Genomic DNA, 26,602 nt, shown 5'->3' with positions numbered 1-26,602 from the left:
TGTTTCTGCTGCTATCCGACCGCCTCGGTGACCGCGGCCGCTACGGCCGCGATCGCATCGTCGGCTTTCGCTCCGTCCGGCCCACCAGCCTGGGCCATGTCCGGTCGACCGCCGCCGCCCTTGCCACCCAACACCGCCGCACCGCGGCGCACTAGTTCGATCGCATTGAGGCGTTCAGTCAGGTCGCCGGTCACGCCAACGACGATCCCTGCCTTGCCATCGTCATTGATTCCGACGATGGCGACGACACCCGATCCGACGGCGGTCTTGCCGTCATCGGCAAGACCCTTAAGGTCACGCGGCGCAATGCCGGACACCGCCCGGCCGAGGAATTTCACCGTTCCGATGTCGCGAATGCCGGGATCAACCCCGTTGGCGCTGCCGCCCATCGCCAGCTCGCGTCTGGCATCGGCGAGATCGCGTTCCAGGTTGCGCCGCTCATCGACCAGCACCTGAACCCGCTCGGCCACTTCCTCCGGCCGTACTTTCAACGCCATCGCCACAGCCTTCAGGCGCCGCTCCTGATCCGCGTAGTGCTTACGTGCCGCCGCTCCGGTCAAGGCCTCGATCCGCCGGACGCCGGCGGCCACCGCACCTTCACCGGCGAGCGCGATCAGGCCGATCTCGCCGGTCCGGCCAACATGGGTCCCACCGCAAAGCTCAATCGAATAAGTCCGATCCGGCACGCCACCGGGCACCTCGCCCATCGACACGACTCGAACTTCGTCCCCGTACTTTTCGCCGAACAGCGCCATCGCGCCCGATTCGATCGCCGCGTCCCGGTCCATCAGACGCGTTTCGACCGGTGAATCCTGAATGACGACCGCATTTGCCAGCGCAGCGACCTCTTCGAGCTCCTCGCTATCAAGCGGCTTCGGATGCGAGAAATCAAACCGCAGTCGATCAGGCGCAACCAGCGACCCTTTCTGGGCGACGTGTCCCCCGAGCACGGTCCGCAGCGCAGCGTGAAGCAGATGGGTAGCAGAATGATTGGCGCGGATCGTCGAGCGCCTGTTGCTGTCGACTGAAAGGCGCACCAGGTCACCGACCGTGATCGCGCCCTCCTCAACCGTGCCGTAGTGGGCGAAAAGGCCGTCGGCTCGTTTCTGAACGTCGGTGACCGCGAACCGTCCACCGCCATCGGTGACGATCACGCCGGTATCGGCGACCTGTCCGCCGGACTCGGCGTAGAACGGCGTCTGATTGACGACGACCGCGACGGAGGCTCCGCTGTCGGCAGTCTCGATACCCTCCCCGTCCTGGACCAGTGCCAACACTTCACCCTCAGCGGACTCGGTGCCGTAACCAAGGAACTCCGTCGCGCCGAGGCTTTCGCGTAGGCGAAACCAAACCGGCTCGGTCTGCGCCTCGCCGGAGCCGGCCCAACTCGCTCGCGCTTCTTCTTTCTGGCGCTCCATGGCCCGGTTGAAACCGTCGCCATCCACGCTGATGCCCCGCGCCTTCAGGGCATCTTCGGTGAGATCGAGCGGGAAGCCATAGGTATCGTAAAGCTTGAACGCGACGTCGCCCGCCAGCGTTTCGCCATCGCCGAGATCGGCTGTCGCCTCGTCAAGCAGCGAAAGGCCGCGGGCAAGCGTGCGCCGGAATCGAGTCTCCTCAAGATGCAGTGTCTCCCGGATCAACGGCTCGGCGCGAACGAGTTCCGGAAATGCGCGCCCCATCTCGGCTGCCAGCGTCGGGACCAGCCGAAAGATCACCGGTTCATCTGCGCCCAGCAGATGGGCGTGGCGCATTGCCCGACGCATGATCCTGCGCAAGACATAGCCGCGCCCTTCGTTGGACGGCAGAACGCCATCGGCGATCAGAAAGCTGGTGGCGCGAAGATGGTCGGCGATGACGCGATAGCTGGCGACGTTGGCCTCTGTCGCCGCGACTTCGATAACGTCCTCGGCCGCACCGATCAGGGTCCGGAACAGATCGGTGTCGTAGACGTTGTGGACCCCCTGCAGCACGGTCGCCATGCGCTCCAGGCCCATGCCGGTATCGATCGACGGCCTAGGAAGATTGATGCGGTCGTCGGTCGCCCGTTGCTCGAACTGCATGAAGACGAGATTCCAGATCTCGACAAAACGGTCCCCGTCTTCGTCCGGGCTTCCCGGCGGTCCGCCGGCCACAGCCGGGCCGTGGTCGAAGAAGATCTCAGAACTGGGCCCACAGGGTCCGGTGTCCCCCATCGCCCAGAAGTTATCGCTGGTGGCGATGCGGATAATCTTGTCTTCCGGCAGACCGGCAATCGTCTTCCACAGATCGAATGCATGGTCGTCCTCGGCGTAGACTGTGACCAGCAGCCGATCCTTCGGCAACCCAAATTCGCCTGTGACCAGGTTCCAAGCCAAATCGATCGCGTGTTCCTTGAAATAATCGCCGAACGAGAAGTTGCCGAGCATCTCAAAGAACGTCAGATGCCGGGCTGTGTATCCGACGTTGTCGAGATCGTTGTGCTTGCCCCCAGCCCGCACGCATTTCTGCGACGTGACAGCCCGCGGATAGGGTGGTTCAGCACGACCAGTAAAATAATCCTTGAACTGGACCATCCCGGCATTGGTGAACATCAACGTCGGATCGTTGCGCGGCACCAGGGGGCTGGAGGCCACGAGCGTGTGCCCGTTCTTCTCGAAATAGCCGAGAAAATGGGATCGAATATCGTTGACCGATTGCATGGACTGTACGCTCGGGTTGCTGGGAGCGACGCTAAGCTATGGTCGCGTCGGCGGTTTTACAGCCCCGTTCACAAAGTTGTCCAGACGAAGCGATCCGCCCTCAGCGCAAGGAAGGTCGGAATCTTCCGACGCGCGTCAAGCCAACTTGCCGAATGCGCTAGCCTGCCGGCTCCTCGGGCGGCTTGAGATGCATCTGTCCATCCTGGGCGATTGGCCAGGTCGGATTCCAGGCGACCTCCCACGGATGACCGTCGGGATCGGCGAAATAGCCCGAATAGCCACCCCAAAACACGTCAGAGGCCGGTTTCAGAATACGAGCGCCGGCCCCCTCCGCTTGTTTCAGGACCTGATCGACTTCATCCCGGGATCGCGTGTTGTAGGCAATCGCCAAGCCGCTGAATGCCGCCCCGTCGTCGGCAATACCGATTTCGTCGGCAAGCGATCTGCGCGGCCACAGACCAAGGATTATGCCGGGAAGCTGATAGAACGCGATGCCGTCCTCGTCGTTACCGCGCTGCCAACCGAGCCCGTCTTCATAGAATCGACGGGCGCGGTCCAGATCGCCAACGCCGAGCGTAATCATGCTGAGCCGCTGTTCCATGGATTCCTCCGGGTCAACGAGGCGATCGGAACCGATCGCTAAGCTTCAGCCACGTCATCGTCCTCATCGGCCGGTTCCATTTCCTCAAGAAGCTGAACCGCGACTAACCCTGCCGCCTCGCGGACGGAATGCTCGATCTGATGAGCAATCTCCGGGTTGTCGTGCAGGAACTGCTTGGCATTCTCCCGCCCTTGGCCGAGACGCTGGCTGTCGAAGGAAAACCAGGCGCCGGACTTTTCGACGATTCCCGCTTTGACCCCGAGATCGATCAGTTCGCCGGTCTTGGAGATGCCTTCGCCATACATGATGTCGAACTCGACCTGCTTGAACGGCGGCGCCAGCTTGTTCTTGACCACCTTGACGCGGGTCTGGTTGCCGACCACCTCGTCACGGTCCTTGATCGAACCAATGCGGCGGATATCGAGACGAACCGAGGCATAGAACTTCAATGCGTTGCCGCCGGTGGTGGTCTCCGGGCTGCCAAACATCACGCCGATTTTCATGCGGATTTGATTGATGAAGACAACCATCGTCTGCGATCGGTTGATCGATGCGGTCAGCTTGCGCAGCGCCTGGCTCATCAGCCGCGCCTGAAGACCGGGAAGCTGATCGCCCATCTCGCCCTCGATTTCGGCCCGCGGCGTCAGCGCGGCGACCGAATCGATGACGAGAACATCAATCGCGCCGGAGCGCACCAGGGTGTCGGCGATTTCCAGCGCCTGCTCGCCGGTGTCTGGCTGAGAAATGAGAAGATCGTCAAGATTCACCCCGAGCTTGCGGGCGTAAACCGTATCGAGAGCATGCTCGGCATCAATGAAAGCGCAGATGCCGCCAGCGCGCTGCGCCTCGGCGACAGCATGAAGCGCCAGCGTCGTCTTTCCTGAGGACTCAGGTCCATAAATTTCGACAATCCGCCCCCTGGGTAGACCACCGATACCGAGCGCAATATCAAGCCCTAGCGAACCAGTCGGCACCGTCGGCGTCTCGACCGCTGTCTCGGCCTGACCAAGCCGCATGATCGAACCCTTGCCGAACGCACGTTCGATCTGGCCGAGCGCCGCATCGAGCGCTTTCGACTTGTCCATTGCTTGCCCCTCGATTACACGCAGATTGGTGACCGCCATCCTATGGGCTCCTTGCTTCACAGTCGATTGCGAGTGGCAAACGAATGCCTCGTGTTGCGTCCGAAGCAGATTGTACTTGTTTTGTTCTCATTGGCAAGGGGAGAATCTCATGTCGATGAACGTGCCCAAGGTTGGCAGGCGAAACCGCAGATGAACGCGGCAACTGGACGCTTCGGCGCCGTGCAGATACTCACGGTGATCGGTGGAGCGAATGTCGATCATGTCGGCGCGACCCACGCCGCCCCAATGCAGGGCGTCTCAAACCCTGGCGTCGCACAAACCGCACCGGGCGGCGTCGGCTTCAACGTTGCGACCACACTCGGTCGCCTTGGTCACTGCGTGCGTTTAGTCACACGGGTCGGACGCGACGCTGCCGGAACCACGCTCGTCAACGCGGCAAAGGCAGCGGGAGTCAACACGACAGCCATCGACGTCTCCCCATCGACGTCAACCGCGTCGTATTTGGCGGCGCTTGACCATACTGGGAGCCTCATCCTCGGCATCGCCGCGATGGGCATTCTTGACGAGTTCACGCCGGAGCAAGCCGACATTGCGACCAACGTGCAAGATCCTGGAGATGCCTGGATCCTCGACGCCAATCTGATCGACGAGACAATCGCTTTTTTGATCGAGCGCGCCAAAGAACTAACACACACCGTTGTCGCTCTCGCCGTGTCACCAATCAAAGCGGCCAAACTCAAGCCTCACCTGGGGTCGCTGGACCTCATCTTCGCCAATCGGAACGAAGCGTTGGTACTCCTCGGCATTAAGGCGCCCTCCCCTGATTCGACCGCCGAAACACTTGCCGCCGCGCTTCACGCGCTGGGGCCGGAGGTCGTCATCACCGATGCAGGCGAACCCGTGGCGGTGGCTTCCGGAGGGGACGTCCGGACATTCAAACCGCTTAAAGCCACGATCCGAAGCGTCAACGGCGCGGGCGATGCGCTTGCCGCTGGTACGCTGCACGGCCTGGCCGATGGCCGCTCGCTCTTCGACGCCATACCGTTTGGCCTCGCGGCGGCGGCCCTCACAATGGAACACGAAGCCACCGTGCCGCCTTCAATCAACGCCGCCGCGCTCGCAGATCGTCTGATCTTGGCCAACAGCGAGCGGAGCCGATGAGCATTGCGATCGCCGATGAGGTGAAAGCGGCGCTCGACAATAGTAGCCCAGTCGTCGCGCTCGAGACCACGATTGTCAGTCACGGAATGCCGTGGCCGACAAATATGGAAACCGCGCTCGCCGTAGAAGACGAGATCCGGGATGTCGGCGCGACTCCGGCGGCGATCGCCGTCCTTGATGGCGTCATCCGAGTTGGCCTCGACCGTGCGTCACTGGAACGGTTGGCGCAGTCCGACGAAACGCTGAAGCTGTCGCGGGCCGACCTCGCCCACGGCGTTATCTCGGGTAAACCGGGCGCGACGACCGTGGCGGCCACGATGATCGTCGCCGGGCGTGCCGGCATCCGCGTGTTCGCGACCGGTGGGATTGGCGGGGTACATCGTGGCGCGGAGGCAAGCTTCGACATCTCCGCCGACATCACCGAACTCGCCAAGACGGACGTGATCGTCGTCGCCGCCGGTGCCAAAGCCCTGCTCGACCTACCCAAGACGCTGGAGATGCTGGAAACCTTCGGCGTTCCGGTCGTCGGCTACGGCACCGAAACGTTCCCGGCTTTCTGGTCGCGCGACAGCGGCCTTGAGGCACCCATCCGCCTGGACAGCCCGGAGGAGATTGCGGCGTTCGCCCGCACCCGACGCGATCTCGCACTGGACGGCGGAGTGCTCGTCGCAAACCCGGTCCCGCCGGAGCACGAAATCCCCGCAACAGAGATGGCGGATCATATAGAGGCCGCCCATCGCGACAGCATGGCCGCAGGCGTCACCGGCAAGGCGGTCACCCCGTTTCTCCTAGACGCGATTCTCAAGCGCACCGACGGCCGCAGCCTCGCGACAAATGTTGCGCTTGTGAAGAACAACGCGCGCCTGGCGGCTGACATCGCGATCGCGCTGGCTTCGGAACTAGACCAGGCCAGCTAACCGCTCGAAAACTGCGGTCGCTTTACGCGCTCTGTTCTGCATATCCGAAGCGGTCACGATACTTCGCCCATCGAGCGGCAACGATCGCTCGATCCTGTGCGTCGATGCGGTTGGCGTTGCGCCGATACCCCTTTCGGTCGGCGAGATTGGCGACAACGGCCGCGCGGGCGGGCGCAAAGTCACCGAGCTCCAACTCGCGGTAAAGCGCCTCCAGTCGCTCGAGCGGTGCAGCAGTGAAGTCCTCGTACCGCATCTCGACCAGGCGACCCGGCGGTATCTGCGCACGGTCGCGTTCGTAGGCCTCGAACAAGCGAATGAACATCTCGAGCACGTAGTCCTTGACCCACTGATCATCGGCGGGGATGGGATTATGAAGCCCTTGGTTGGCGGCGAGCACCTTCAGTGTGCGGACGTGCGACGTGAAGATGTCGAATGGGTCGCGCGCGGTGAAAATGAAGCGGGCATCGGGAAAGAGCTTGAGGAGCGTCGGAATACGCCCTGCATGCACCGGCGACTTCAGCACCAGCCGGCGATCGTCATCGAGTTGGAACCTCCGCAAAATCTCCTCGTAACCGTTCTCCCACCGCAGGCGCTCCACGTCATCGAGATCGGCGAGGTCCACGTAGCGCAGGCCGGCCGGACCGCGGCGAGGAAAAGCAAGCGTGACGTAGGGGGTGCCGAGACCGGCATTGAGCAACGCAAACTCGTCCTCCTGCGGCTTGTCAGGGCCGAAGACCATATTGTCGAACGGACGGGTCGCCGGCAGCATTCCCCGCGTCCACCGACCCACCAAACCCTGCGTCGGCAGGAACGTCGACGGAAACATGCATTGGTAGGTGGTCGGCGCCTGTAGCCGGGGATCGGAATCGAGCAGTTCGTGCAGCAACGTCGTCCCGGTTCGCCAGTGGCCGATGATGAAGATGGGGGCCCTGACGTCCACGTTGGCGACACGGCGGCGATAAGCGATTTTCGAGGTATGGTAGATCGCCGAATTCAGCGCCGTCATGGCGCTAACGGCCACGATGCGCGGCATGCAGTTCAGTGTTACGTCGAAACGCCCACCGGCAAGCAAACGCGACCAGTCGCCAACCCGCATTCCATACCAGACATAGGGGCTGACGCCGCCAACCCGCTCAATTCGGAAAGGGTTTTTCAAGTCGCGGTATTTCCAGATCGGTTAATCAAGGGCCGACGGGCGCATTGGGTCCGGTATCATGCCTGACGCGTCTAGCGCCAGCTGTCGCTACGTCGCCGAGACGCCAGCGATCGCCGTAGTGGGCACTACAAAAGCGGGAGGCACTATCGCGATACCAGAGGGAAGACTGAGCCTTAGCGATGTAGCGTTCAGTGATCCGGCAGGTCCGTCATGATGATGGGTCAGCGCCCCAGTGTCTCCTTCACTGCCACCGCCAGTTCCTTCAGTGAGAAAGGCTTGGGAAGGAAGCGGAAGTCCTCGCCCTCCGGCAGGTTCTTTTTGAACGCGTCCTCGGCATAGCCTGACACGAAGATGATCTTCAACTCCGGACGCGTTTGTCGCAGCTCGCGCAAGAGCGACGGACCGTCCAGTTCGGGCATCACCACGTCCGAGACGACGAGGTCGATCTGCCCACCCGCCTCCTCCATGACATCAAGCGCCTCCACGCCGGAGGAGGCTTCGTAAACCTCGTATCCACGGGAAGCGAGCGCCCGCGCGGCAAAGGCCCGAACCGCCTCCTCGTCCTCGACGAGGAGGATCGTTGCGGTGCCGGTCAGGTCGGCGATTTCGGCGCCTTCCTCGGCCTTCTCAGCCGTTTCTTCTTCCTCGGTCGGCACGTGACGCGGGAAGAAGACGCGGAACGTCGTGCCCCTTCCCTCCTCGCTATCGACGAAGATGTATGCGCCACTTTGTTTGACAATTCCGTAGACCGTGGAGAGCCCCAAGCCGGTACCCTTGCCGATCTCTTTGGTCGAGAAGAAGGGCTCGAACACGCGGCGTTGAACGTCGGGCGACATACCGGTGCCGGTGTCCTCGACTTCGAGCAAGACATACTCGGCCGCCGGAAGAGGATGATGGCCAAGGGCGTCGACCTCCGACGCAAGGACATTGCATGTCCGGATGGTCATGGAGCCGCCTTCGGGCATCGCGTCACGACCATTGACCGCGAGGTTGATGACGACCTGCTCAAGTTGGTTGAGGTCCGCCTTGATCGGCCAGAGGCCATGACCGTGATGCACCTCCAGCTTGACGTCTTCACCGATAAGGCGGTTGAGCAGGATAGTGATATCGGAAATCAGATCGCTGATCTGAAGAACCTGCGGTCGCAATGTCTGCCGACGGGAAAAGGCAAGCAATTGGCGGACGAGGCCGGCAGCCCGATTCGCGTTCTGCTTGATGTTCATAATGTCCTGGAAGGAAGGGTCGCTCGGCCGATGGTTCGCGAGGAGCAGGTCCGAGAATCCGATGATCGCGGTCAGTACATTGTTGAAGTCGTGGGCGATACCGCCGGCGAGCTTCCCAACCGTCTCCATCTTCTGACTTTGCGCGACCTGCTGCTCAAGGACGCGCTGCTCCGTGATGTCGATGGCGTTGATGATCGCCGACTCCTCACCATCGCCGCCGTCATCGACCGGATTGACGTAAAACCGCGCGCTCCGCTCGCCGGCACCGACGAGCGTGGCGTCGATTGGAGGAATCCTGGCGATTCCGCTCTTTGCCGATGCCAGCGCCGACTCGATAACCGGGCGGTCGGCATCAATAACCAGGTCGGCCAGCCGGTCGCCTTTTCCATCCATTGCATGCCCGAAAAGCTTGAGAAACGGCGCGTTGGATCGACCGATTCGACCGTTCTCGTCGATCGCGGCGATAGCGATCGGTGTTGAGTTGAAGAAACGCGCGAAGCGAACCTCTGATGCTCGAAGCGCCTCCGACGCCGTCGAGGTTTCCTCTCCGGGCGCGCGATTGAGAACGGCCGTACGCGTTGCACCGGGGGCGCCGTCCGCGGTCACCGGAACGCGATGGAGGAGCCGGACGGGTAGGCTCTGGCCGTTTTGCCTGACCAGATCGAGGTCGATGACCTCCGATCGACCATTTTCGCCGCCCGTCCGGGCCTGAGCGAGCAGCGCCGCGCTTTCGCCACTGACGATGTCGTTCAACGCCAGCGAACCGGAGTCAAATTGGGCGATGTCGATTCCAAGCCAGCCGGCGAGGGTGGCATTGATATAGACGATCCGTCCGTCCGGCTCGGCAGAGAAGAAGCCGACCGGAGCATGGTCAAGATAGTCGATCGCGTGCTGCAATTCCTGAAAGACAGTTTCCTGACGATCACGCTCGCCAGAGATATCGACCACGGTCCAGATCGCCTCTCCGGATTGCGATGGTCCGTCCCCAAGCGGCCGCGCCTCTATCCGGTACCAGCGGGCCACACCGCTCTCGCGCAATGCGCCGTCCAACGCGGCGGGCAGCCGAATCTCTTCCCGACCGGGGCGGCCATCGCGAAGCTGCTGAGCAATGCGATAAACCGCTTCGGCAGCGCCCGCGTCGGCCGCAAAGACACGATCAACAGCGCGAACATCCGCAATATCCTCCACGCCGATCAGAGCCGCATACGCCGGGTTCGCATACGTCAGCCGACCGCTACGATCGGTGATGACAATGCCATCGATCATCGCGTCAAGAACGGCTTGTCCGACATTCTGCTCACGGCCACGACCGACGAAGCGGATCAGACCAAAGGCCGCGGCCAGCATTGCCGCAACCCCGACGACTGCAAGCAGACCCAACAGCCCCAGCATAAGGGGCTCTGTGCGATCAGGCCCAATGAGCAGGAAACCGATCGCCACACCGGCCAGGCCAAAGGCAACGACAACGAATCGGCCGGTGGCGGAAATGCCGTTTGACCGAGCCGTTGCCAAGTGATCGCGAACGGCTTCGTTCATCCGTTCGTTCATGTCGGGTCGATCGCCTCTCTAGTCCGCGCGACGACCCGGCTCCCGGGTCGCATCAGAGCCCGTGCCTTCCCGGTGCTCTTTTCTCTCAGTGCCAACCCTTGCAATACCCGCCATAGCTTGAAAAGACTGACGAATTCGGCGATTCGCTGCCGACGAATGTGCCGGCCGCGCGGCTAATGGGCAAGTTGTCGATGGCGGCACCGTCAGGAGACGCGCGATGGGCAACTTTCTCAGCTCGTTTTTCGGTGGAAATTTGTTGTTTGTCTTCCTGAGTTTCGTCGTTTTTTTTGGCCTCGTCGGGCTTGCTATCTGGTTCCTTCGCCGCCCGCCCTTGGAAGGAACACGATCAGCGCGCGGACCGCGTCTTGCCGTTGTTGAGTCGCTGACGCTCGACTCGAAGCGGCACCTCGTTCTGGTCCGTCGCGACAACGTCGAGCATTTGCTTCTTGTTGGCGGACCCAGCGATCTCGTCGTCGAGCCGAACATAAGCCGCACCCGCCCCGCACAAAGCCGACCGGCTGCAGGGCGGGGACAACCGGCAACGGCAGCGACCTCACCACCACAGCCGGCGCCACCGCCTCCAGCGGCCTATGCCGCGGCGCGCCTTCGGTCGTTGCGTGCCGACAAGGCGTCGGCACGAAGCGAAGCTGCCACACGCGGCGACCAGCGAGCCAAACGGCGCAAGGCGCTGCCGACACGACAGCCTCCGGCGCCAACAGATCCGACGCGCCCGGAGGCAGCAGCAGCGGCGGAACGGCAACCGGAGAGCTCGCTTCAGGCAGCGCTTGCGGCTGCGGACTCTGATGAAGCGCCCCGATCAACCGACGCGGTAACCATCACCGAAGCAGAGCCGCCCGCTGAGCGATACAAGGAAGACACGTCGCCTTTCGCGCCCGGCGGCCCCATTCCGGCTTCTTCGGAAAGCGGCTTTACACCCAGGCCGGACGCGGCCAAGCCCCCCGCACAGAGGGCCGGAGGCGAAGAGCCGATTCGGCCGCCGCCGAGCGAGCCGTCGCCGGCCGACGCTACCGAATCATCGGAACCCAATCTCGAAAAAGACATGGCTCGACTGCTCGGTCAGATCTCCCCGAACGAGCCGCCCGAACGAGGCTGATTGACCACCACCGCGTTGATACGACGAGCGTTTTGCGCATCGTCGGAACGTCATCAAAAGGTCTTGAAGCGGTTATTGTCCGCCTTTGGTGCCGTCGCTATATTCCGCGCGCGTCGCCCACGAGTCAGAGGTTCTACATGCCGCAGACGACCACTCGTTCCCGGACGCGAGCGTATCGGCCGACCGCCTCCGAACCGTTCATGAACGAGCGCCAACGTGAGTACTTCCGTGACAAGTTGCAACGTTGGAAGGAAGAAATTCTGAGGGAAGCCCGCGATACGCTGCTGCATCTCCAGGAAGAAAGCCAGAACCACCCGGATCTTGCCGACCGTGCATCGTCTGAAACCGATCGCGCCATTGAGTTGCGGGCGCGTGACCGCCAGCGCAAGCTGATCGCCAAGATCGATGCCGCACTGCAAAGGATCGACGACGGTACCTACGGTTACTGCGAGGAAACCGGCGAGCCGATCAGCCTCAAGCGGCTTGACGCCCGGCCGATAGCCACACTGTCGATCGAAGCGCAGGAACGACACGAGCGGCGTGAACGCGTGTATCGCGACGACTGAACCGAACACTGCTGTGACGTTCAACACATCGCGAGTGTGATTGTTTCACTTGCGCTGGATTCTCGGATGCGCCATGTATCCGCCTCATGAGGGTGGCTGGAGTATCGGGCGCACAGGTTTGATTCCCTCGGCGCCGTGACATTCGAAGGAGCCAACGCATGAAGAGCATCGTTGCAACCATCGCCATCGCCGGTCTGCTCGGCCTTGGCGTGACCAGCGCATCCGCGAAAGACCCCTACTGCGACGCGTACGCCAAAGACTACGCGCGCGACGCGACCGGCGGCAACATCGTCGGCGGCGCGGCCGTCGGCGGTATCGGTGGTGCCGTTCTTGGCGGTATTCTCGGGAAGAAAAAGAAGGGCGTGACAACCGGCGCGATCGCAGGCGCGGTCGGTGGCGGTGCCCTTGGTGCCGCGACCCGGAATCGCGCGTATAACCAAGCCTATGCCGAGTGTGTCGCAAACAAGGCGAACTACGCTCAGCCGGTCGGTGCACCACCGGTTGGCTCGAACGCTTGGAAGCAGATGTGCTCGCAGAAGTACAAGTCGTTCAACTGGAACACCGGGTACTACCTCGGCTATGACGGCGACTATCACCTCTGCAAAATTCCGTAGACCGCCAGTCACGGTCTTCCAAATGCGAAACGCGCCCGTGGGATCCGCGGGCGCGTTTGCTGTTGATGCCGCCGACGTCTCAGCATCGACGAAAGCCTGCTGACCTGTGCGCCTGCTCTTGCTTCGACACGCCAAATCCGCTTGGGATGATCCATCGCTTGAGGATATTGAGCGACCGCTGTCGGAGCGCGGCGAGCGTGCGGCACGGGTCATGGCTGATCTTGTCGTTGATGAGGGCCTATTGCCGGAACGGGTGCTTTGCTCGCCGGCTCGACGAACCCGGGATACCCTTGCAGCGCTGCAACCTTACCTTGGTGCAGATGCCTGCATGACCCTCGATGGGCTGTACGACTCAAGCACCGGCGACTATGTGGAGCAGATACGCCAGCATGGCGGGCACGCCGACCCGCTGATGGTGATCGGGCACAACCCGACGATCCAAGCGTTGGCACTGATTCTGGACGATAACGGCGAACGGGTGGTTCGGTCGGACATCTCGCTGAAATATCCCACTGGTGCTCTTGCGGTCCTCGAGGTTCTGCTCGAATCTTGGGCAGACTTGGAACCAGGCAGCGGCCGTCTCACCGCGTTTTTCAGACCTCGGGACCTGACCGACAGAAGATAGCGTTCCCTATGCCGGCACGGTTTGGGGTTCCGATACTCCGAATCGTGCCTACATCGGCGCGAGCGCTGCGGATGCGGGAGTGGCCCTGACCTTTGCAACTTACCACAATCACCGACGAAACGCGGCTAGCCGTCACGACACTCGCGGAGCGCACGCTTGGTATTACCGCGCCCTCGGTCCGACTAGGCGTCACCGGCCTCGCCCGCGCCGGCAAGACGGTGTTCATTTCGGCACTCGTCCATAACCTCATCCATGGCGGCCGCCTGCCGCTTTTCAAGGCATACGCCGGAGGGCGCGTATTTGGCGCTCAGCTGGCCCCCCAGCCCGACGACGCCGTTCCCCGTTTCGACTACGAAAGCCATGTTGCCGCGCTGGTCGATGATCGCGTTTGGCCGGAGTCGACCCGGCAGATCAGTGAACTTCGCCTCACGGTTCAATTCGAGTCCGCGTCAACGCTTGCCCGCGCACTCGGTCGCGGACGCATTCACATCGATATCGTCGACTATCCGGGCGAATGGCTCCTGGACTTGCCGCTATTGGCAAAGGACTACGCCACTTGGTCACGAGAATCGATCGAGGCGGCAAAGCAAGCCACACGGGTCGGGCTTGCCAGTCCGTGGCTGACGGAGATTGCCACCGCCGACGCAAAAGCGCCAGAGGACGAGACGATTGCCCGAAGGCTCGCAGAAGCGTTCACCCACTACCTCCGCGCCACCAGGGTCCAGGGCTCGAGCCTCTCGATCCTGCCGCCCGGCCGATTCCTGATGCCAGGCGATCTGGAGGGTTCCCCGGCCCTCACCTTCTCGCCACTCGAAATCAACGATGAGATCGCGCCAGGCTCACTCGCGGCGATGATGGCGCGCCGGTATGAGAGTTACAAAACCGCCGTCGTCCGACCTTTCTTCCGCGACCACTTTGCCCGCCTGGACCGGCAAATCGTGCTGGTCGATGCACTGGAAGCCCTGAACGCCGGGCCCGATGCCGTCGGTGAATTGGAAGCAGCGCTTGCAGACGTCCTCGCCGCGTTTCGACTCGGGCGAACGGGCTGGCTGAGCGGTCTGGTCACTCGGCGGATCGATCGGATTCTGTTTGCAGCGACCAAGGCCGACCACCTGCATCATGGAGATCACGATCGGCTCGAAGCGATCCTCTCGCGCCTTGTGGATCGCGCGATTGAACGCGCCCGATTCGCGGGCGCAACGGTGGACGTGATCGCGCTGGCTTCCGTCCGCGCCACCCGCGAGGGGACCGTCACACACCGCGGCAGACGTTTGCCTTCCATTATCGGTGTCCCGCTCCCGGGAGAGACGGTCGGCGGCCGAACGTTCGATGGCAGCGAGGAAGTCGCGATCTTTCCAGGCGATCTACCCGAACAGCCGGAGCCGGTGTTCCAGAAGAGTGGCCCGGGATCGCCGCCGTTGCGGTTCGCCCGGTTCCGGCCGCCGCAACTGGAGCGCACAGCCGAAGGATTGACGCTTTCCCTCCCGCACATCCGTCTGGATCGAGCGCTCGAGTTTCTCATTGGAGACCGCCTGCAATGAGCAAGGAGCCCCGGCGACCGACGGTGTTCGACCTGGACGACCTGAACGTCGTCGAGGGAGACTATGTGCCCGGCGTGGGAGCGCCGCCGGTTCTGACGCCCGAAGTCGATCCCTTCCAGGAAACCGAGGAAGACGCGGATCGGCAACCTTTGCCAAAGCGAGGTTTTCGCTGGGCCCAGATGTTCTGGACCGCCGCCGGCGCTCTGGCCACGCTCGCGATCGGGCTGGCTGTCGATTCCCTCATTCGCGACATGTTCGCCCGCAGCGAGGCGCTCGGCTGGCTGGGGTTTGCACTTGCTGCCATTGGCATCATCGCAGTCGTCGGAATAACCGTCCGCGAGGTTCGTGGCATCCTCCGCATTCGCAAAGTCACCGAGGTCCACGATCAGGCACGGGCCGTTCTCGAGAGCGACGATCGCGAAGCCGCGCGGGCGTTGGTGACAGAAGTCAGCGAGTTCTATGCCAGGCGGCCTGAAACGGCGCGGGGCCGCGCAGCCCTTGCCGGACATGCGCGCGAGATCATTGACGGCCGCGACTTGGTCGGGCTGGCCGAGCGAGAACTGGTCCTGCCTCTGGACGACACCGCGCGACGCCTGGTGATGAATGCTGCAAAGCGGGTCGCCGTGGTCACTGCCATCTCGCCCCGAGCGGTCGTCGACCTGCTGTTCGTTGTTATCCAGATTCTGAGGTTGATCCGCGAACTAGCGGCGCTCTACGACGGCCGACCCGGTACGCTGGGCTTCTGGCGCCTGACGCGAAGTGTCGCGGCACATCTCGCGGTAACCGGGGGAATGGCCGCGGGTGACTCACTTGTCCAACAACTGCTTGGCCATGGGATCGCCGCGCGCCTGTCCGCTAGGCTCGGCGAGGGCATCGTCAACGGTCTGCTGACCGCCCGGGTGGGCATCGCCGCGATCGAAGTCTGTCGTCCGCTACCGTTCATCAATGGCCGTCCTCCGCGACTGGCGGATGTCATGGCGGAACTGCGGAAGGTCAACAGCGACGAGGGCGACGACTCGCAGGCGCCGAAATAGAGACTACAAAAGCCTAAAGCCTCAGACATCGACATCGACAAAGCCGCGTGGGCGTTCGGCGGTGAGGTAGCAGTTGAGACGCAAGGCGATGTCGCGCACTGGTTCAGCGCTCCACTGCAATTCGAGCGTTGACGTCCACCAGAGAGTGCTTGCCTAGACCCACAACGTCGCCGTCGGCCCGGTCGGTCCGCCAACCGGGTCGTTTTCGGGAAGGACAACGCCGGCGATTCGGCGGCGGATACCGTCGGTGTCCTCCGCCCCTTCACGCATCAGATCAGCATGTTGACTGGCCGGGTAAGCGCCAACCACCAGCAGGTCTGGAGACGCGGAAAGGCGCTTGTGGCCAACACCTGCGGGGATTAGCACGGCATCGCCCGCCTCCACCGCAACGGTCTCGCCGTTCTCGCCGCCAAAGCGAACTTCGGCCGAACCGGCTGCGATTCCCAACACTTCGTGAGCGTTCGAATGGTAGTGATGGAACGGAAAGATGCCGTTTCGCCAGCTGTTTCCCCATCCGTTGCGGGCAAAGAGGGTCTCAAACGCTACCGCCGCCGCACCATCCGAAGGATCGACGGCGCGGGGATAGACAATCAGAGGAAAACGACTGTTCGGAATGTCGCCATCGTCGGCAAAAAGAACTGATCGGGTTTCCATGGCGCGCTCCCTCCACGATTTTCCGCCAATCATTCCCCACAATAGGTGATCAGAGTTTGACAGTGGCTCATCGGCCCGTCAAAACTCGCCGGCGCGAGGGGTGGCGTCGCCTGAGGCTGAAGGAAACTATGCAAGCCGTTTGGCCTGACCGAGTACGGCGGACCGTCAAGCTCGCACTCATCATCCCCGTCGTCACCGTCAATCGCGCGGACTGACGAACCGCATGCGCTCACTCGCTTTCGGCCTCGATCGCGTTGTCGATCCGATCTTCCGCTGGCCGCGGGTGTCGGCTGCCGTCGTTCTGTGCATCCTCGCGGTCGCCGCATTCGGGGCGACGCAGTTGACGTTCGACCAGAACTTGCGCGGGACTTTCGCCGGAGATCGGTCCACATACGCGGACTACGCGCGGACAGTCGAAGAGTTCATCGATCCGGAAAACGAAATCCTCATCCTGGTCGAAGGCGACGATTTAGGCGAACCGACAACGTTCGCGAAACTGCGCGACTTCCAGTTCGAGCTCCAATTCGTCGACGGCGTCGCCAGCGTCACTTCCGCGTTCGCGCTACGCAAGACACCGGACGAGAATGGTGACGCAGCGCTCGTCATCTCCGATGTCGACGCCGGTCTCACGCCCACTCTGAGTGAGGAAATCCGCGCCCATCCCTTCTATGGGAACAAACTGCTGTCGAACGACGGCACGGCTATGATCTTCGTCCTGACACCGGCGGAGGAAAAGGCACCGCTATCCACGACCCGCCAGATGCGGATCGACATCACCGACATCGTCGACTCGCTGTTCGCGGACACAGGGCTGACAACGACAGTCAGCGGATTCCCGACGCTGCGCCTCGATATCGTCGACGTGCTTATCCGCGATCAGATCGCGCTCAATATCGCCGGTGTGATCGTCGGCGTCGTCATGAGCCTGATCGTCTTTCGGTCGCTCATCGCGGCGATCATCACCGCCGTCCCAGCCGTGATGGCGGGCGGAACGGTAATCGGCATGATCGGGCTGATCGGAACCCCGATGACCGTCATGTCAAATGTCGTGCCGGCGCTGATCATGGTGCTGGGCTACGCCGACGGCATGCATCTGACACACGCTTGGCGACGACGACGAACCGAGGGCGCCGGTGCCGTTGAAGCGGAACTTAACGCGCAGCGTGAGGTCGGGCCGGCCTGCATGCTGACCGCGATCACCACCGCTCTGGCGTTCTTGTCGCTCACGCTATCGGACGTTGAGATCGTCAGCACGTTTGCGATGATTGGAGCCGCGGGTGCCATCGCCGGTGGAATGATGGTTCTTTCGGTGCATACGCTGCTGGCGATGTCGATCGGCCGCTTCTGGAAGCCCTCCGCCAGTCGAGGGCCGAGCCCGATTGCCCGCCTTCGAGAACCGAGCGCGCGCGTGGGGCGTTTCGCGGTCGACCATGCCAACCGGATTGCCGTGGCCGCAGTCCTGCTTTTCGCTACACTCGCCGCGATGCACTTCTCGGTCCCGCCGCAACATTCCATCCGAGAACACCTGCCGGCCAACAATCCTACCAACGCGGCCCTCGGCCGCATCGACAAACTTTTTGACGGGGCTTTCCCGATCCAGATCGTCGTTCCGCTGGCAGCGATGGAACCGACATCGCCCGAGGCGCTCGAAAAGATTCGCTTGGTCCATGAAGCCGTTGACGCGGTGCAAGGCGCGGATCGCCCGCTATCATTATGGAGCGTTGCGCAGTGGCTTGGCGGCGATACCGACCAGGCGTCGGCGCGATTGACGGAACTGACAGACGGTTTGTCGGAAAACGCCGCCTCCCGGTTTGTTGGCAACAGCGGTTCTTTGATCACCACCAGCATTCACGAAATGACAACTCAGGAAGCGGAACCGTTGATCGGCGAGATCGAACGGGCCGCGCGTCAGGCCGGAGGACCCGACGTCGTCGTGACCGGTGTGACCGTCCTGACGGCGGTTGAAAGCAATCGGACCATCAACAACCTATTCTGGAGTCTGACACTGGCGATCGTGGCCGGGATCTGCGCTATCAGTCTCGCGTTCCGAAACTGGCGGGTTGGCGTGGTTGCCGCATTGCCGAACGCGATGCCGATTTTTGCTACCGGTGCACTGCTTTTCATTCTGGATCGCGGGATGCAGTTCACCAGTGTGCTCTCGCTGACGGTCGCCTACGGTATTGCCGTCGACGACACCATTCACTACCTGAACCGTTTCCGGATCACGGCGGCCGTCACTGATCTACGCGAACGGCTGATCGACACGTCACGTCATATCGGTCCGGTTCTGGTCGGCACCACAGCGATCATCATTGCTGGTCTGTCGACCACACTCGTCAGCGAAATGCCGACGATCATATTGTTCGGCCAATTGGCCGGCGTTACCCTTGCAGCCGCGCTGGTGGCCGATCTCCTGGTCCTGCCGGCGCTGATGGCCGGAGTTGCCCGCTCATGGTTCGAGACCAAACCCAAGCCCGTAGAGACTGCCCGCCAGGACGAGCCGGTCAGCGCCTGATCGCCGCGTTCGTTCTGGGGCTGACCTATGCCGTCGTACCCTCGTCGGCATCCGCTGCCGAGGATCCTTTGCTCGCCCGAATGGCCGGAGACTGGATCGGACGGGGTACGTTCAAGTCCAGTCCGAGCGCTGAGGCCGAGTTGGTGTACTGCAAGATCACCAACAGTCTCGAGGGCGGTGGCTCCGTTCTGAATCAGAAAGGCCGGTGCGCCGTGGCCACGAATTCCGGGCGTGTGTCGGGCACCTTCGAATCCAACGGCTCGGGGGGTTTCACCGGCTCGCTGGAGTCCTTGTCTACCAGAGGGCCGGCCACGATCTCCGGAACCGCCTCCGGAGATCAGATCACGATGACAGCCTCGTTCGTCGATCGTCGCACCAAACAGCCCGGCACGGCTACCCTCCGGCTGGTGGTGGGTGACGGCCGCTACCGCCTTGTATCCGATGCCGTCGATCCCAAGACCAACACCGAATTCGTCGCGAGCGACATCACATTCGAGCGGCAGTAGCCCGCAATTGCGATCCTCAGATCACGCCCAGCTTTTTCTGCAGCGACGACGACGACGTCGTGTACTGGAAAACGATCCGCTTGTCGGGATCGACGATCCGAGCGGCTGCTTGCGACATCAGCGCCGCTTCGTGGAACCCACAGAGGATCAGTTTGAGCTTTCCGGGATAGGTGTTGATATCACCGATCGCGAAGATTCCTGGCTCGGACGTCTCGAACTTCTCGGTATCGACGGGGATCAGGTTCTCTTCAAGGTTCAACCCCCACTCCGCAACCGGCCCCAGTTTCATGGTGAGTCCGAAGAAGGGAAGCATGCGCGTGCAGGCGATATCACTCTGGCTGCCATCCTTGGCCTTCACCGTTGCTGCGGTGAGTTGTCCGTCGTTCCCTGACAGCCCGCTGACTTGCCCAATCTGAAAGTCGATCTTTCCGCCATCCAGCAGCGCACGCATCTTGTTGACGCTGTCGGGAGCGGCGCGGAATTCTTCGCGACGGTGGACAAGGGTGAGGCTCTTTGCCAGCGGCTGCAGATTGAGTGTCCAGTCGAGAGCAGAATCGCCCCCACCGACGATCAGGATGTCATGGTCGCGGAAGTCCTCCATGCGTCTCACCGCGTAGCGCACGGAGGTTCCCTCGTAGGCCTCGATGCCGGGGACCGGCGGCCGCTTCGGCTGAAAAGAACCGCCGCCCGCAGCGATGACCACGACCTTAGCTATGAACGTGTCACCAGCGTCCGTTGTCAGCTTGAACCGTCCGTCGGGTTGACGGACTAAAGTCTCGACCATCCGGCTCAGATGAAACGTCGGATTGAACGGCTTGATCTGCTCGAGCAACTTCTCCACCAAACCGTCGCCCGTGACAACCGGGTAGCCCGGAATGTCGTAGATCGGCTTTTCCGGATAGAGCTCTGCGCACTGACCGCCGGGTTTGTCTAGGATGTCGATCAGCGCGGCGCCGATGTCGAGCAGACCCAGTTCGAAAACCGCGAACAGACCGACCGGTCCCGCGCCGACGATCACCACGTCTTTCTCGATGACCTCGGTGGCCTCGACTGCATTCATCGTCAAGTCGTTCATGTTTGGACTCGCGTCAACAGGATTTGTGCAGACTTATCCGCTCAAACCAACGGAGCAAAGCAAGTTTGTTGTCGGTGATCGGCAAACGCGAGCAAAAAGCGCCACCAGGGCCAGAAGGACGGGCTGGTTTTAGCCCTGTCGCTCAGGAACCGTAACGATCAAGCCGTCAAGTTCGTCGCTGACCCGGATTTGACACGACAACCGCGACGTCGGTCGGACTTCGTAAGCGAAGTCCAGCATGTCTTCTTCCATCGGCTCCGGCTCACCGACGATCGGCTTGAAAGCCTCATCAACGTAGACATGACAAGTGGCACAAGCGCAGGCGCCGCCACACTCGGCCTCTATGCCCGGAACCCCATTGCGAATGGCATTTTCCATGACGGTCGAACCATTTTCTGCTTCGACTTCGTACCGTTCGCCTTCGGCAGCAATGTAGGTGATCTTCGCCATCTCATCGGACTTTTTTGGGGAGGGTTCGGCTGGGGGCCGCTACGGACCCGGCGGCATATAGGCGATTTCCACAGAGCCCGCCAGCCCGATCGCTACGGAGGACGGCGACGGCGGTTTCGCGGCCGTGATCAACCATTCCGGCTTCGGTAACCAAGTCGGAGGAAGTGAAGCAACGCACAAAACATTCTTAATAGATGGTTAACGCCGGTTCTCGGCGTCAAGCGACTGCGATTTTAATACTCTTGCCCAAATGGGCGACGAAACCCTCTGTTCGGCAGAAGGCCATCGTATCGGCGTGTCGCCACTATGATCGGACTCCGGCGGCCAGGGAGAGGGCGGGGTTTCTTTTTAGTTTTCCGAGCGTTAGACAAAGCAGAGCCATCCTGACGGCACCGGATGGTGGATTGCGGAAAACGCGGGCACAATTCTCAATCCCTGTTTCCGGCAGGACGCGGCACGCCTAATTCGTTAACAGAACAAATGCGTTCCGACAGAAGGCTAAACCGGAGCGCAAGCTGTCGAAGGGTGCCCAGTTTCTTGTTCCTCTGCCATCAATGTGCCATTAGAATGGGTTAGCGGCAAAAGAGTTGAGGCCTTGGACCGGGCGACCGGTCTGACGCGCGGATGCTGTGCTGCGCCGGGGGAGCGTGAAGTCGCGCACAATCAACGACGCGTCATCTTTCCCTCGGAGTGTACCTGCGCTGGCCGGGCCTCAGGATGCTCGGCATAGCGGCCGACATCGTATTGAGTACGGACGCGAGGCGAACAGACCATGGCAACAAAACCGAGGGCCAAAACTCCCAACGATGCCGCATTGTCGGCCGTTGAGGAGGCGTTGAAGATCGACTACAGCGGCAAGAAGGAAGAACCTGACCGCCGACCGGTACGGCGGCCGCCCGAGCCCCGCGCGCCAGAAGGACCGGTCCAGCCGCGTCGCGGCGAAGCAAGACGGGTCGAAGGACCGCGGCTTCCGGCTCCGCCGCGCCGCGCTGAATCTCAAGCGCGCGAAGAACCGCGCCGGCCGGTCGAGGAGGCGCGGCAGGAACCGCCTCGGCGTCGTCAGCAAACGCAACCGCCCCAGACTCCGGCCCTCGAACAGCCGAAACCCGCCCGTCCGCGCGCAGCCGATCAGCGGTCCCGTGCCCGTTTCGCCGCCAACGACGACCGGCGGCAGCCTGGTGGCGCTGCCTTCCCGCGACGCCCTTCTCGGATGATCTATCCGACGGCGATGACCCTTTCGGTGATCTGGGCAGTCATCGTGCTTGGATTTGGTCTCTCCGGCGACCTGTTCGCGGGCGAAAACGTCATTGGATCACAAGAATTCCTGGTTTTCGTTCTGAGTTTGCTGATCCCGATTGTCCTCATCTGGATGCTCGCCACGATGATGTGGCGGTCTCAGGAGATGCGGATCGTCTCCCGGCAAATCAACGACGTAGCCACTAAGTTGGTCGAACCGGAGAGTATGGCCACCGATGCCGTGGTCAGCGTGACCCAGGCTATTCGGCGCGAAGTCGCAGCCGTGGGCGACGGGATCGAACGCGCGATCGCCCGCGCCAGCGAACTCGAACTCCTCGTTCACAACGAGGTATCGGCGCTGGAGCGCTCGTACTCGGACAACGAAACCCGTATGCGCGCTCTGATCGACGATCTGGCCGGGCAGCGCGAGGCGATCGTCATTAACTCCGAGCGGGTGCGGACATCGATTGTCAGCGCCCAGGAGTCACTGTCCAAGGACCTTCGTCTTGCCAGCGAATCCATCGCGGAAAACGTCACAGAAGCCGGCAACCGCATAACTATCGCGCTGACCGAACGCGGCGACCAAATCACCGGCGCCCTCGCCTCCTCCGGCGAAGCGATGGTCGATCAGCTTGCCGGTCGGGGCGAAGATCTCGTCACCCGTCTCGCCGACACGGTGAGCGATGTCGCGGAGTCCCTGGCGGCAACCGGTACCGAAGTGACCGACGCATTGCTCGGCCGCAGCGCGGATATCAACGACACGCTGCAGACCACCGGTCAGGCGATGGCTGAAACCATCGCCGAGCGCGGCACGGAAGTGAACGACATGCTTGCCCGCGTCGGCAGCGATCTGGCGGAGAGCTTCGACCGACGCACCGAGGAGATCACTGTCTCGATCTCCGAGACCGGCAACCTCGCTGCCGAAACCATCTCGACGCACGTCAAGGAGGTCAACGAGGCCCTGAAGAGTAACTCCGACTCGCTCCTCGTCGACCTGGCGCTGCGCGGACAGGAGATCAACGACAAACTTGATGAAACCGGCACGCAGATCGCCGAGACGATCACCATCCGCGGCGGCGAACTGGCCGATCGGCTGTCCCGTACCGGCGACCGGATCTTCGAAGCGATATCGGTAAACGGTACCGAGCTCAACGATCGCCTCGCCTCGACCGGCGAAGCGATGGCCAATCTGCTCGAAAGCCGAACGAATGCACTGCGCGAAACTATCGATTCGGCATCGACTGCCGTCTACGAGACGTTCGATGAGCGAAGCGCCGAGCTGACCCAGCGCCTCGCCTCGGTGGGTGGCGAAGTCGCCAAGGCGATCGCCGTGCGGGGCATGAAGATCAACGAAACGATCATTGCCTCCGGAAACGAGATTGCCGAAACAGTGGCCTCGCGTGCTGGCGCGATCCACGAACGGATCGTCGATTCCGGCTCGCGCCTTGCCGATCGCATCACCGAGCAAGGCAACACATTGCATCAGAGGATCGTCGAATCCGGTGGCCAGATCGCGACTGAGATCGAAACCCGCGGGGCCTCGATCCACGATCGTATTCTGTCTTCCAGCCGTGAGATCACCGAAACGATCGAGGGCCGCGGCACGGCGATCTACGATTCAATTGTCGAATCGACCCAGCACGTCGGCGACGCCATCGAGTCGCGTGGCGTATCGATCCACCAGAAGATCCTCGCTTCGGGACGAGACGTGGCAAATGCGATCGAGTCGCGTGGCGTATCGATCCACGAGAAGATCATCAACTCCGGAACCGAGGTTGCCGACGCGATCGAGAATCGTGGTGGCGACATCTTCGAAAAGATTCAGACGACTGGAAATCGCTTCGAGGAAGTCATTGCCGCGAATAGCCGAGAGCTTGGCGACGGGCTCGATCTTCGCTTCCAGCGCATCAGCTCGCTGATCGACGAGCAGGGCCCTGCCCTCGTTTCGTCCCTCGGCGACCAGGCGGAGGCGATGGAAAACACGCTGACCAACCGGCTCACCGGCTTTGGCGACGCACTGCGGGGCAAGATCGACACCGTGTCGGAGTCCTTGGAGAGCAGTTCTCATCGCATTTCGGAAGCGCTCGATCATCGTTCGCGTCAGATCAACCAAACCTTGATCGAACGCACCCGGGAGATCGCGGAGACGTTCACCAGCGGTCAGACCGAGTTCGCCTCGTTGATCGACGGTCGGCTTATCGAAGTGACAGGCCAACTCGGCGAGCGGACAACCGAACTCGCCGAGGTGATGTCCGATCGGGCCGACGCTATCACGGGCGCTCTGACCACCAAGACTGAGCAGGCGGCCGACGGTATCCGCCTGGCGTTGGACGACGTGACGGAGCGTCTGGTGACCGAATCCGGCGCGGTCGTCAATTCACTGCAGACGTCTGCAAACGAGGCGTCAACGATCGTGACACGGGCAGTCACCGAAGTCGAAGATGCCCTCGGCGAGCGCGCAACGACCGTCACCGAAGCCATCGAAATTCGCACGCGCGAGTTCAATGATGTGCTCGGCACCCGGAGCGGTGAACTTGCTTCGCTGCTCGACGAACGGGGCAACGTGCTGGTTCGCACCCTCGATGAACGCGGAAACGAAATCATCGAGACGATGATGTCACGGAGTGATCAAGCCGCCCAGGCGCTGATTGCAAGCAGCGAGAAGGTGACCGAAAGCTTCGCCGCAACCAACGAGCAGCTGCGCAATAACGTCGCTGAAATCGTCGAGCGGCTGAGTAAATCCAATCAGATGCTCACCGGGCTGCTGGCTGGCACCGAAGAGAATCTCGGCAAGATCGAGGGAACGCTTGAGGCCCGCTCAGCCGACTTCGCCAAGTCGATCGAACACGCGGTTGAAACAACTCAGCTTTCCACCGGCGAACTGGGGAGCCAGGTTGAGAAGCTCGGCGCGGTTTCGCACGACATTCTCGATGGCGTTGCGGGGGTCGTGAAGCGCTTCGAGGAGCAGAGCCAGTCGCTGACCGAGGCGACGAGCCACCTCACCGAGGTCAATCGCCAGATCGAAGCGACGGTCGAAGAGCGTCGGCCTGCCCTCGAAAACCTCACAGCGGGCCTTCGGACTCGCAGCGAGGAACTCGACGGCATCATGCGGTCGTTTACGCGGATCATCGCCGAGACCTTGAAGACCGCGGAGGAACGGGCGACCGCCGTGAGCCGCATGCTGACCGAAAACACCTCCACGGCCACCAAGGGGGTTGTTTCAAGCTTCGAAAATATGACGCGTGCTGCAAGCGCCGAGGGCCACAAGGCCTCGGAAGCAATCCGCGATGCAAACCGGGCCATGGTCGGCGAGATCAGCGAGACGATCGCGGAAGCTAGCAAGGCATTCGGCGATGCCGCGGGCGAGATGCGCACGGCAATGCATGAAGTGCAACGCGAGCTGGATCAGACCAGGGCGGAACTCAAGCGCGGTGTTCTGGAACTTCCAGAAGAGGCACGGGAAAGCGCAGAAGCTATGCGTCGGGTGGTTGGCGACCAGATCAAGGCGCTTGCGGAGTTGTCCGAGATCATCGCCAAGCACGGTAAATCGCTTGACGTGTATAGCCCGTCACTGGGCGAGCCGCAGGTGGCCCAGCTTCGCAGGGTGGAGGCGCCCGCTGTTGCCGCCGCGGGTGGCGGCGGGTCGGCGCAAACCTGGCAGAACGCAGATACCCCGGCCCGGCCTCAGCCCACGGCACAGGTCGCTGCCAATCCGTCGGCTACCCCGTCGCAGCTTCGCCAGACGGCCAACCCCCCTGCCGCGTCGCAACCTGTTCGGTCGAATGCGCCACAGGCCTCCAGCGCCGCATCGACCGCACGCGGCGAGGGTGGTTGGGTGTCGGATCTGTTGCGACGTGCGTCTCGCGACGATCAGCCGGCCGCCAAAGCCTCGAATGGTGCCAAGGCGGCAAGCCGAGCCAAGGTCGAAGCCGGCCAGCCGCTCACGGCGCTCGTGTCGGATATCGTCAAAGCGATCGATCATGACGCCGCCGTTGAGCTCTGGTCGCGTCATGCGCGCGGCGAGCAGAACCTGTTTACCCGCAGGCTTTACACGCTGCAGGGTCAGCAGACGTTCGACGATATCCGCAAGCGGTACCAAAGGGACGAGAAGTTCCGCACGGTTGTGGATGGCTATGTCGCGGACTTCGAGAAGACGATCGCCGACGTCGTGCGCAAGAACAACAACGATCGGACAGCGGGCAACGCTTACCTGGTGACCGATGGCGGCAAGGTCTACACGCTGCTCGCCCACGCCAGCGGGCGCTTCGACTGAGGCTTCCTCACAGAAGACGGAAAAGGG

General features: G+C 62.2%; 19 protein-coding genes. 11 read left to right on the top strand and 8 right to left on the bottom strand.

Annotated elements, in window-relative coordinates; genetic code table 11:
• Positions 1–11: 11 nt before the first annotated feature.
• The 3 genes from alaS to recA all read right to left on the bottom strand — a co-directional run bounded on the left by alaS (position 12) and on the right by recA (position 4,406).
• Entirely contained in the window at positions 12–2,681 is a 2,670-nt protein-coding gene (alaS, locus tag ACO076_RS11670) for an alanine--tRNA ligase (protein ID WP_421723004.1), read from the bottom strand.
• Positions 2,682–2,838: 157 nt separating this feature from the next.
• Positions 2,839–3,282, bottom strand: a complete 444-nt coding sequence (locus ACO076_RS11665; protein ID WP_421723003.1) for a VOC family protein — start codon at positions 3,280–3,282, stop codon at positions 2,839–2,841.
• A 38-nt stretch (positions 3,283–3,320) separates the two neighbouring features.
• Positions 3,321–4,406, bottom strand: a complete 1,086-nt coding sequence (gene recA / locus ACO076_RS11660; protein WP_421723002.1) for a recombinase RecA — start codon at positions 4,404–4,406, stop codon at positions 3,321–3,323.
• 51 nt (positions 4,407–4,457) lie between these two features.
• Here recA and ACO076_RS11655 point away from each other — a divergent pair, with 51 nt between their 5' ends.
• Both ACO076_RS11655 and ACO076_RS11650 read left to right on the top strand, forming a co-directional pair.
• Positions 4,458–5,528, top strand: coding sequence for a carbohydrate kinase family protein (locus tag ACO076_RS11655; RefSeq protein WP_421723001.1), 1,071 nt, complete (start codon positions 4,458–4,460; stop codon positions 5,526–5,528).
• A complete protein-coding gene (locus ACO076_RS11650; RefSeq protein WP_421723000.1) occupies positions 5,525–6,445 on the top strand; it encodes a pseudouridine-5'-phosphate glycosidase in 921 nt (306 codons plus the stop codon). The genes ACO076_RS11655 and ACO076_RS11650 overlap by 4 nt, the downstream gene beginning before the upstream one ends.
• A gap of 22 nt (positions 6,446–6,467) precedes the next feature.
• Here the strand turns inward: ACO076_RS11650 and ACO076_RS11645 are convergent, their stop codons facing one another.
• Both ACO076_RS11645 and cckA read right to left on the bottom strand, forming a co-directional pair.
• Positions 6,468–7,601, bottom strand: a complete 1,134-nt coding sequence (locus ACO076_RS11645) for a sulfotransferase family protein (protein ID WP_421722999.1) — start codon at positions 7,599–7,601, stop codon at positions 6,468–6,470.
• Positions 7,602–7,822: 221 nt separating this feature from the next.
• A complete protein-coding gene (cckA, locus tag ACO076_RS11640; RefSeq protein WP_421722998.1) occupies positions 7,823–10,360 on the bottom strand; it encodes a cell cycle histidine kinase CckA in 2,538 nt (845 codons plus the stop codon).
• 229 nt (positions 10,361–10,589) lie between these two features.
• On the opposite strand from cckA, the gene ACO076_RS11635 reads away from it, so the two are divergent.
• From ACO076_RS11635 to ACO076_RS11610, 6 genes are all read left to right on the top strand, one after another.
• Positions 10,590–11,486: a flagellar biosynthetic protein FliO gene (locus ACO076_RS11635; RefSeq protein ID WP_421722997.1), complete on the top strand. Its 897-nt coding sequence runs from the start codon at positions 10,590–10,592 to the stop codon at positions 11,484–11,486.
• 137 nt (positions 11,487–11,623) lie between these two features.
• Positions 11,624–12,052: an RNA polymerase-binding protein DksA gene (dksA, locus tag ACO076_RS11630; RefSeq protein WP_421726724.1), complete on the top strand. Its 429-nt coding sequence runs from the start codon at positions 11,624–11,626 to the stop codon at positions 12,050–12,052.
• Positions 12,053–12,210: 158 nt separating this feature from the next.
• Positions 12,211–12,666 (top strand): BA14K family protein, encoded by a 456-nt coding sequence (locus ACO076_RS11625; RefSeq protein WP_421722996.1) that lies wholly within the window; start codon positions 12,211–12,213, stop codon positions 12,664–12,666.
• 106 nt (positions 12,667–12,772) lie between these two features.
• Positions 12,773–13,291: a SixA phosphatase family protein gene (locus ACO076_RS11620; protein WP_421722995.1), complete on the top strand. Its 519-nt coding sequence runs from the start codon at positions 12,773–12,775 to the stop codon at positions 13,289–13,291.
• 92 nt (positions 13,292–13,383) lie between these two features.
• A complete protein-coding gene (locus ACO076_RS11615) occupies positions 13,384–14,832 on the top strand; it encodes a YcjX family protein (RefSeq protein WP_421722994.1) in 1,449 nt (482 codons plus the stop codon).
• Positions 14,829–15,866 carry a YcjF family protein gene (locus ACO076_RS11610; RefSeq protein ID WP_421722993.1) on the top strand — a complete coding sequence of 346 codons (1,038 nt, stop codon included), beginning with the start codon at positions 14,829–14,831 and terminating at the stop codon, positions 15,864–15,866. The genes ACO076_RS11615 and ACO076_RS11610 overlap by 4 nt, the downstream gene beginning before the upstream one ends.
• A 153-nt stretch (positions 15,867–16,019) precedes the next feature.
• Here ACO076_RS11610 and ACO076_RS11605 read toward each other — a convergent pair whose 3' ends face one another.
• Positions 16,020–16,520 (bottom strand): cupin domain-containing protein, encoded by a 501-nt coding sequence (locus ACO076_RS11605; RefSeq protein WP_421722992.1) that lies wholly within the window; start codon positions 16,518–16,520, stop codon positions 16,020–16,022.
• 223 nt (positions 16,521–16,743) lie between these two features.
• On the opposite strand from ACO076_RS11605, the gene ACO076_RS11600 reads away from it, so the two are divergent.
• Together ACO076_RS11600 and ACO076_RS11595 are read left to right on the top strand one after the other, a co-directional pair.
• Positions 16,744–19,035 (top strand): efflux RND transporter permease subunit, encoded by a 2,292-nt coding sequence (locus ACO076_RS11600; RefSeq protein ID WP_421722991.1) that lies wholly within the window; start codon positions 16,744–16,746, stop codon positions 19,033–19,035.
• 80 nt (positions 19,036–19,115) lie between these two features.
• Positions 19,116–19,541: a hypothetical protein gene (locus tag ACO076_RS11595; RefSeq protein ID WP_421722990.1), complete on the top strand. Its 426-nt coding sequence runs from the start codon at positions 19,116–19,118 to the stop codon at positions 19,539–19,541.
• 16 nt (positions 19,542–19,557) lie between these two features.
• Here ACO076_RS11595 and ACO076_RS11590 read toward each other — a convergent pair whose 3' ends face one another.
• Positions 19,558–20,616 carry an NAD(P)/FAD-dependent oxidoreductase gene (locus tag ACO076_RS11590; protein WP_421722989.1) on the bottom strand — a complete coding sequence of 353 codons (1,059 nt, stop codon included), beginning with the start codon at positions 20,614–20,616 and terminating at the stop codon, positions 19,558–19,560.
• Positions 20,617–20,745: 129 nt separating this feature from the next.
• A complete protein-coding gene (locus ACO076_RS11585) occupies positions 20,746–21,066 on the bottom strand; it encodes a 2Fe-2S iron-sulfur cluster-binding protein (RefSeq protein ID WP_421722988.1) in 321 nt (106 codons plus the stop codon).
• A gap of 1,210 nt (positions 21,067–22,276) precedes the next feature.
• Here ACO076_RS11585 and ACO076_RS11580 point away from each other — a divergent pair.
• A complete protein-coding gene (locus ACO076_RS11580) occupies positions 22,277–26,575 on the top strand; it encodes a hypothetical protein (RefSeq protein WP_421722987.1) in 4,299 nt (1,432 codons plus the stop codon).
• Positions 26,576–26,602: the final 27 nt, after the last annotated feature.

Source organism: Bauldia sp. (assembly GCF_965232525.1).
Taxonomy (GTDB): domain Bacteria; phylum Pseudomonadota; class Alphaproteobacteria; order Rhizobiales; family Kaistiaceae; genus Bauldia.
Note: the sequence above shows the minus strand (reverse complement) of the source record. Positions and strands in the feature narration are given on the sequence as shown.

Excerpts from the sequence above, each read along its gene's own strand:
- ACO076_RS11605 (WP_421722992.1), bottom strand. The coding sequence starts at position 16,520 with ATGGAAACCCGATCAGTTCTTTTTGCCGACGATGGCGACATTCCGAAC.
- dksA (WP_421726724.1), top strand. The coding sequence starts at position 11,624 with ATGCCGCAGACGACCACTCGTTCCCGGACGCGAGCGTATCGGCCGACC.
- alaS (WP_421723004.1), bottom strand. The coding sequence starts at position 2,681 with ATGCAATCGGTCAACGATATTCGATCCCATTTTCTCGGCTATTTCGAG.
- ACO076_RS11665 (WP_421723003.1), bottom strand. The coding sequence starts at position 3,282 with ATGGAACAGCGGCTCAGCATGATTACGCTCGGCGTTGGCGATCTGGAC.
- recA (WP_421723002.1), bottom strand. The coding sequence starts at position 4,406 with ATGGCGGTCACCAATCTGCGTGTAATCGAGGGGCAAGCAATGGACAAG.
- ACO076_RS11590 (WP_421722989.1), bottom strand. The coding sequence starts at position 20,616 with ATGAACGACTTGACGATGAATGCAGTCGAGGCCACCGAGGTCATCGAG.
- ACO076_RS11610 (WP_421722993.1), top strand. The coding sequence starts at position 14,829 with ATGAGCAAGGAGCCCCGGCGACCGACGGTGTTCGACCTGGACGACCTG.
- ACO076_RS11650 (WP_421723000.1), top strand. The coding sequence starts at position 5,525 with ATGAGCATTGCGATCGCCGATGAGGTGAAAGCGGCGCTCGACAATAGT.
- ACO076_RS11580 (WP_421722987.1), top strand. The coding sequence starts at position 22,277 with ATGATCTATCCGACGGCGATGACCCTTTCGGTGATCTGGGCAGTCATC.
- ACO076_RS11635 (WP_421722997.1), top strand. The coding sequence starts at position 10,590 with ATGGGCAACTTTCTCAGCTCGTTTTTCGGTGGAAATTTGTTGTTTGTC.
- ACO076_RS11585 (WP_421722988.1), bottom strand. The coding sequence starts at position 21,066 with ATGGCGAAGATCACCTACATTGCTGCCGAAGGCGAACGGTACGAAGTC.
- ACO076_RS11625 (WP_421722996.1), top strand. The coding sequence starts at position 12,211 with ATGAAGAGCATCGTTGCAACCATCGCCATCGCCGGTCTGCTCGGCCTT.
- cckA (WP_421722998.1), bottom strand. The coding sequence starts at position 10,360 with ATGAACGAAGCCGTTCGCGATCACTTGGCAACGGCTCGGTCAAACGGC.
- ACO076_RS11595 (WP_421722990.1), top strand. The coding sequence starts at position 19,116 with ATGGCCGGAGACTGGATCGGACGGGGTACGTTCAAGTCCAGTCCGAGC.
- ACO076_RS11600 (WP_421722991.1), top strand. The coding sequence starts at position 16,744 with ATGCGCTCACTCGCTTTCGGCCTCGATCGCGTTGTCGATCCGATCTTC.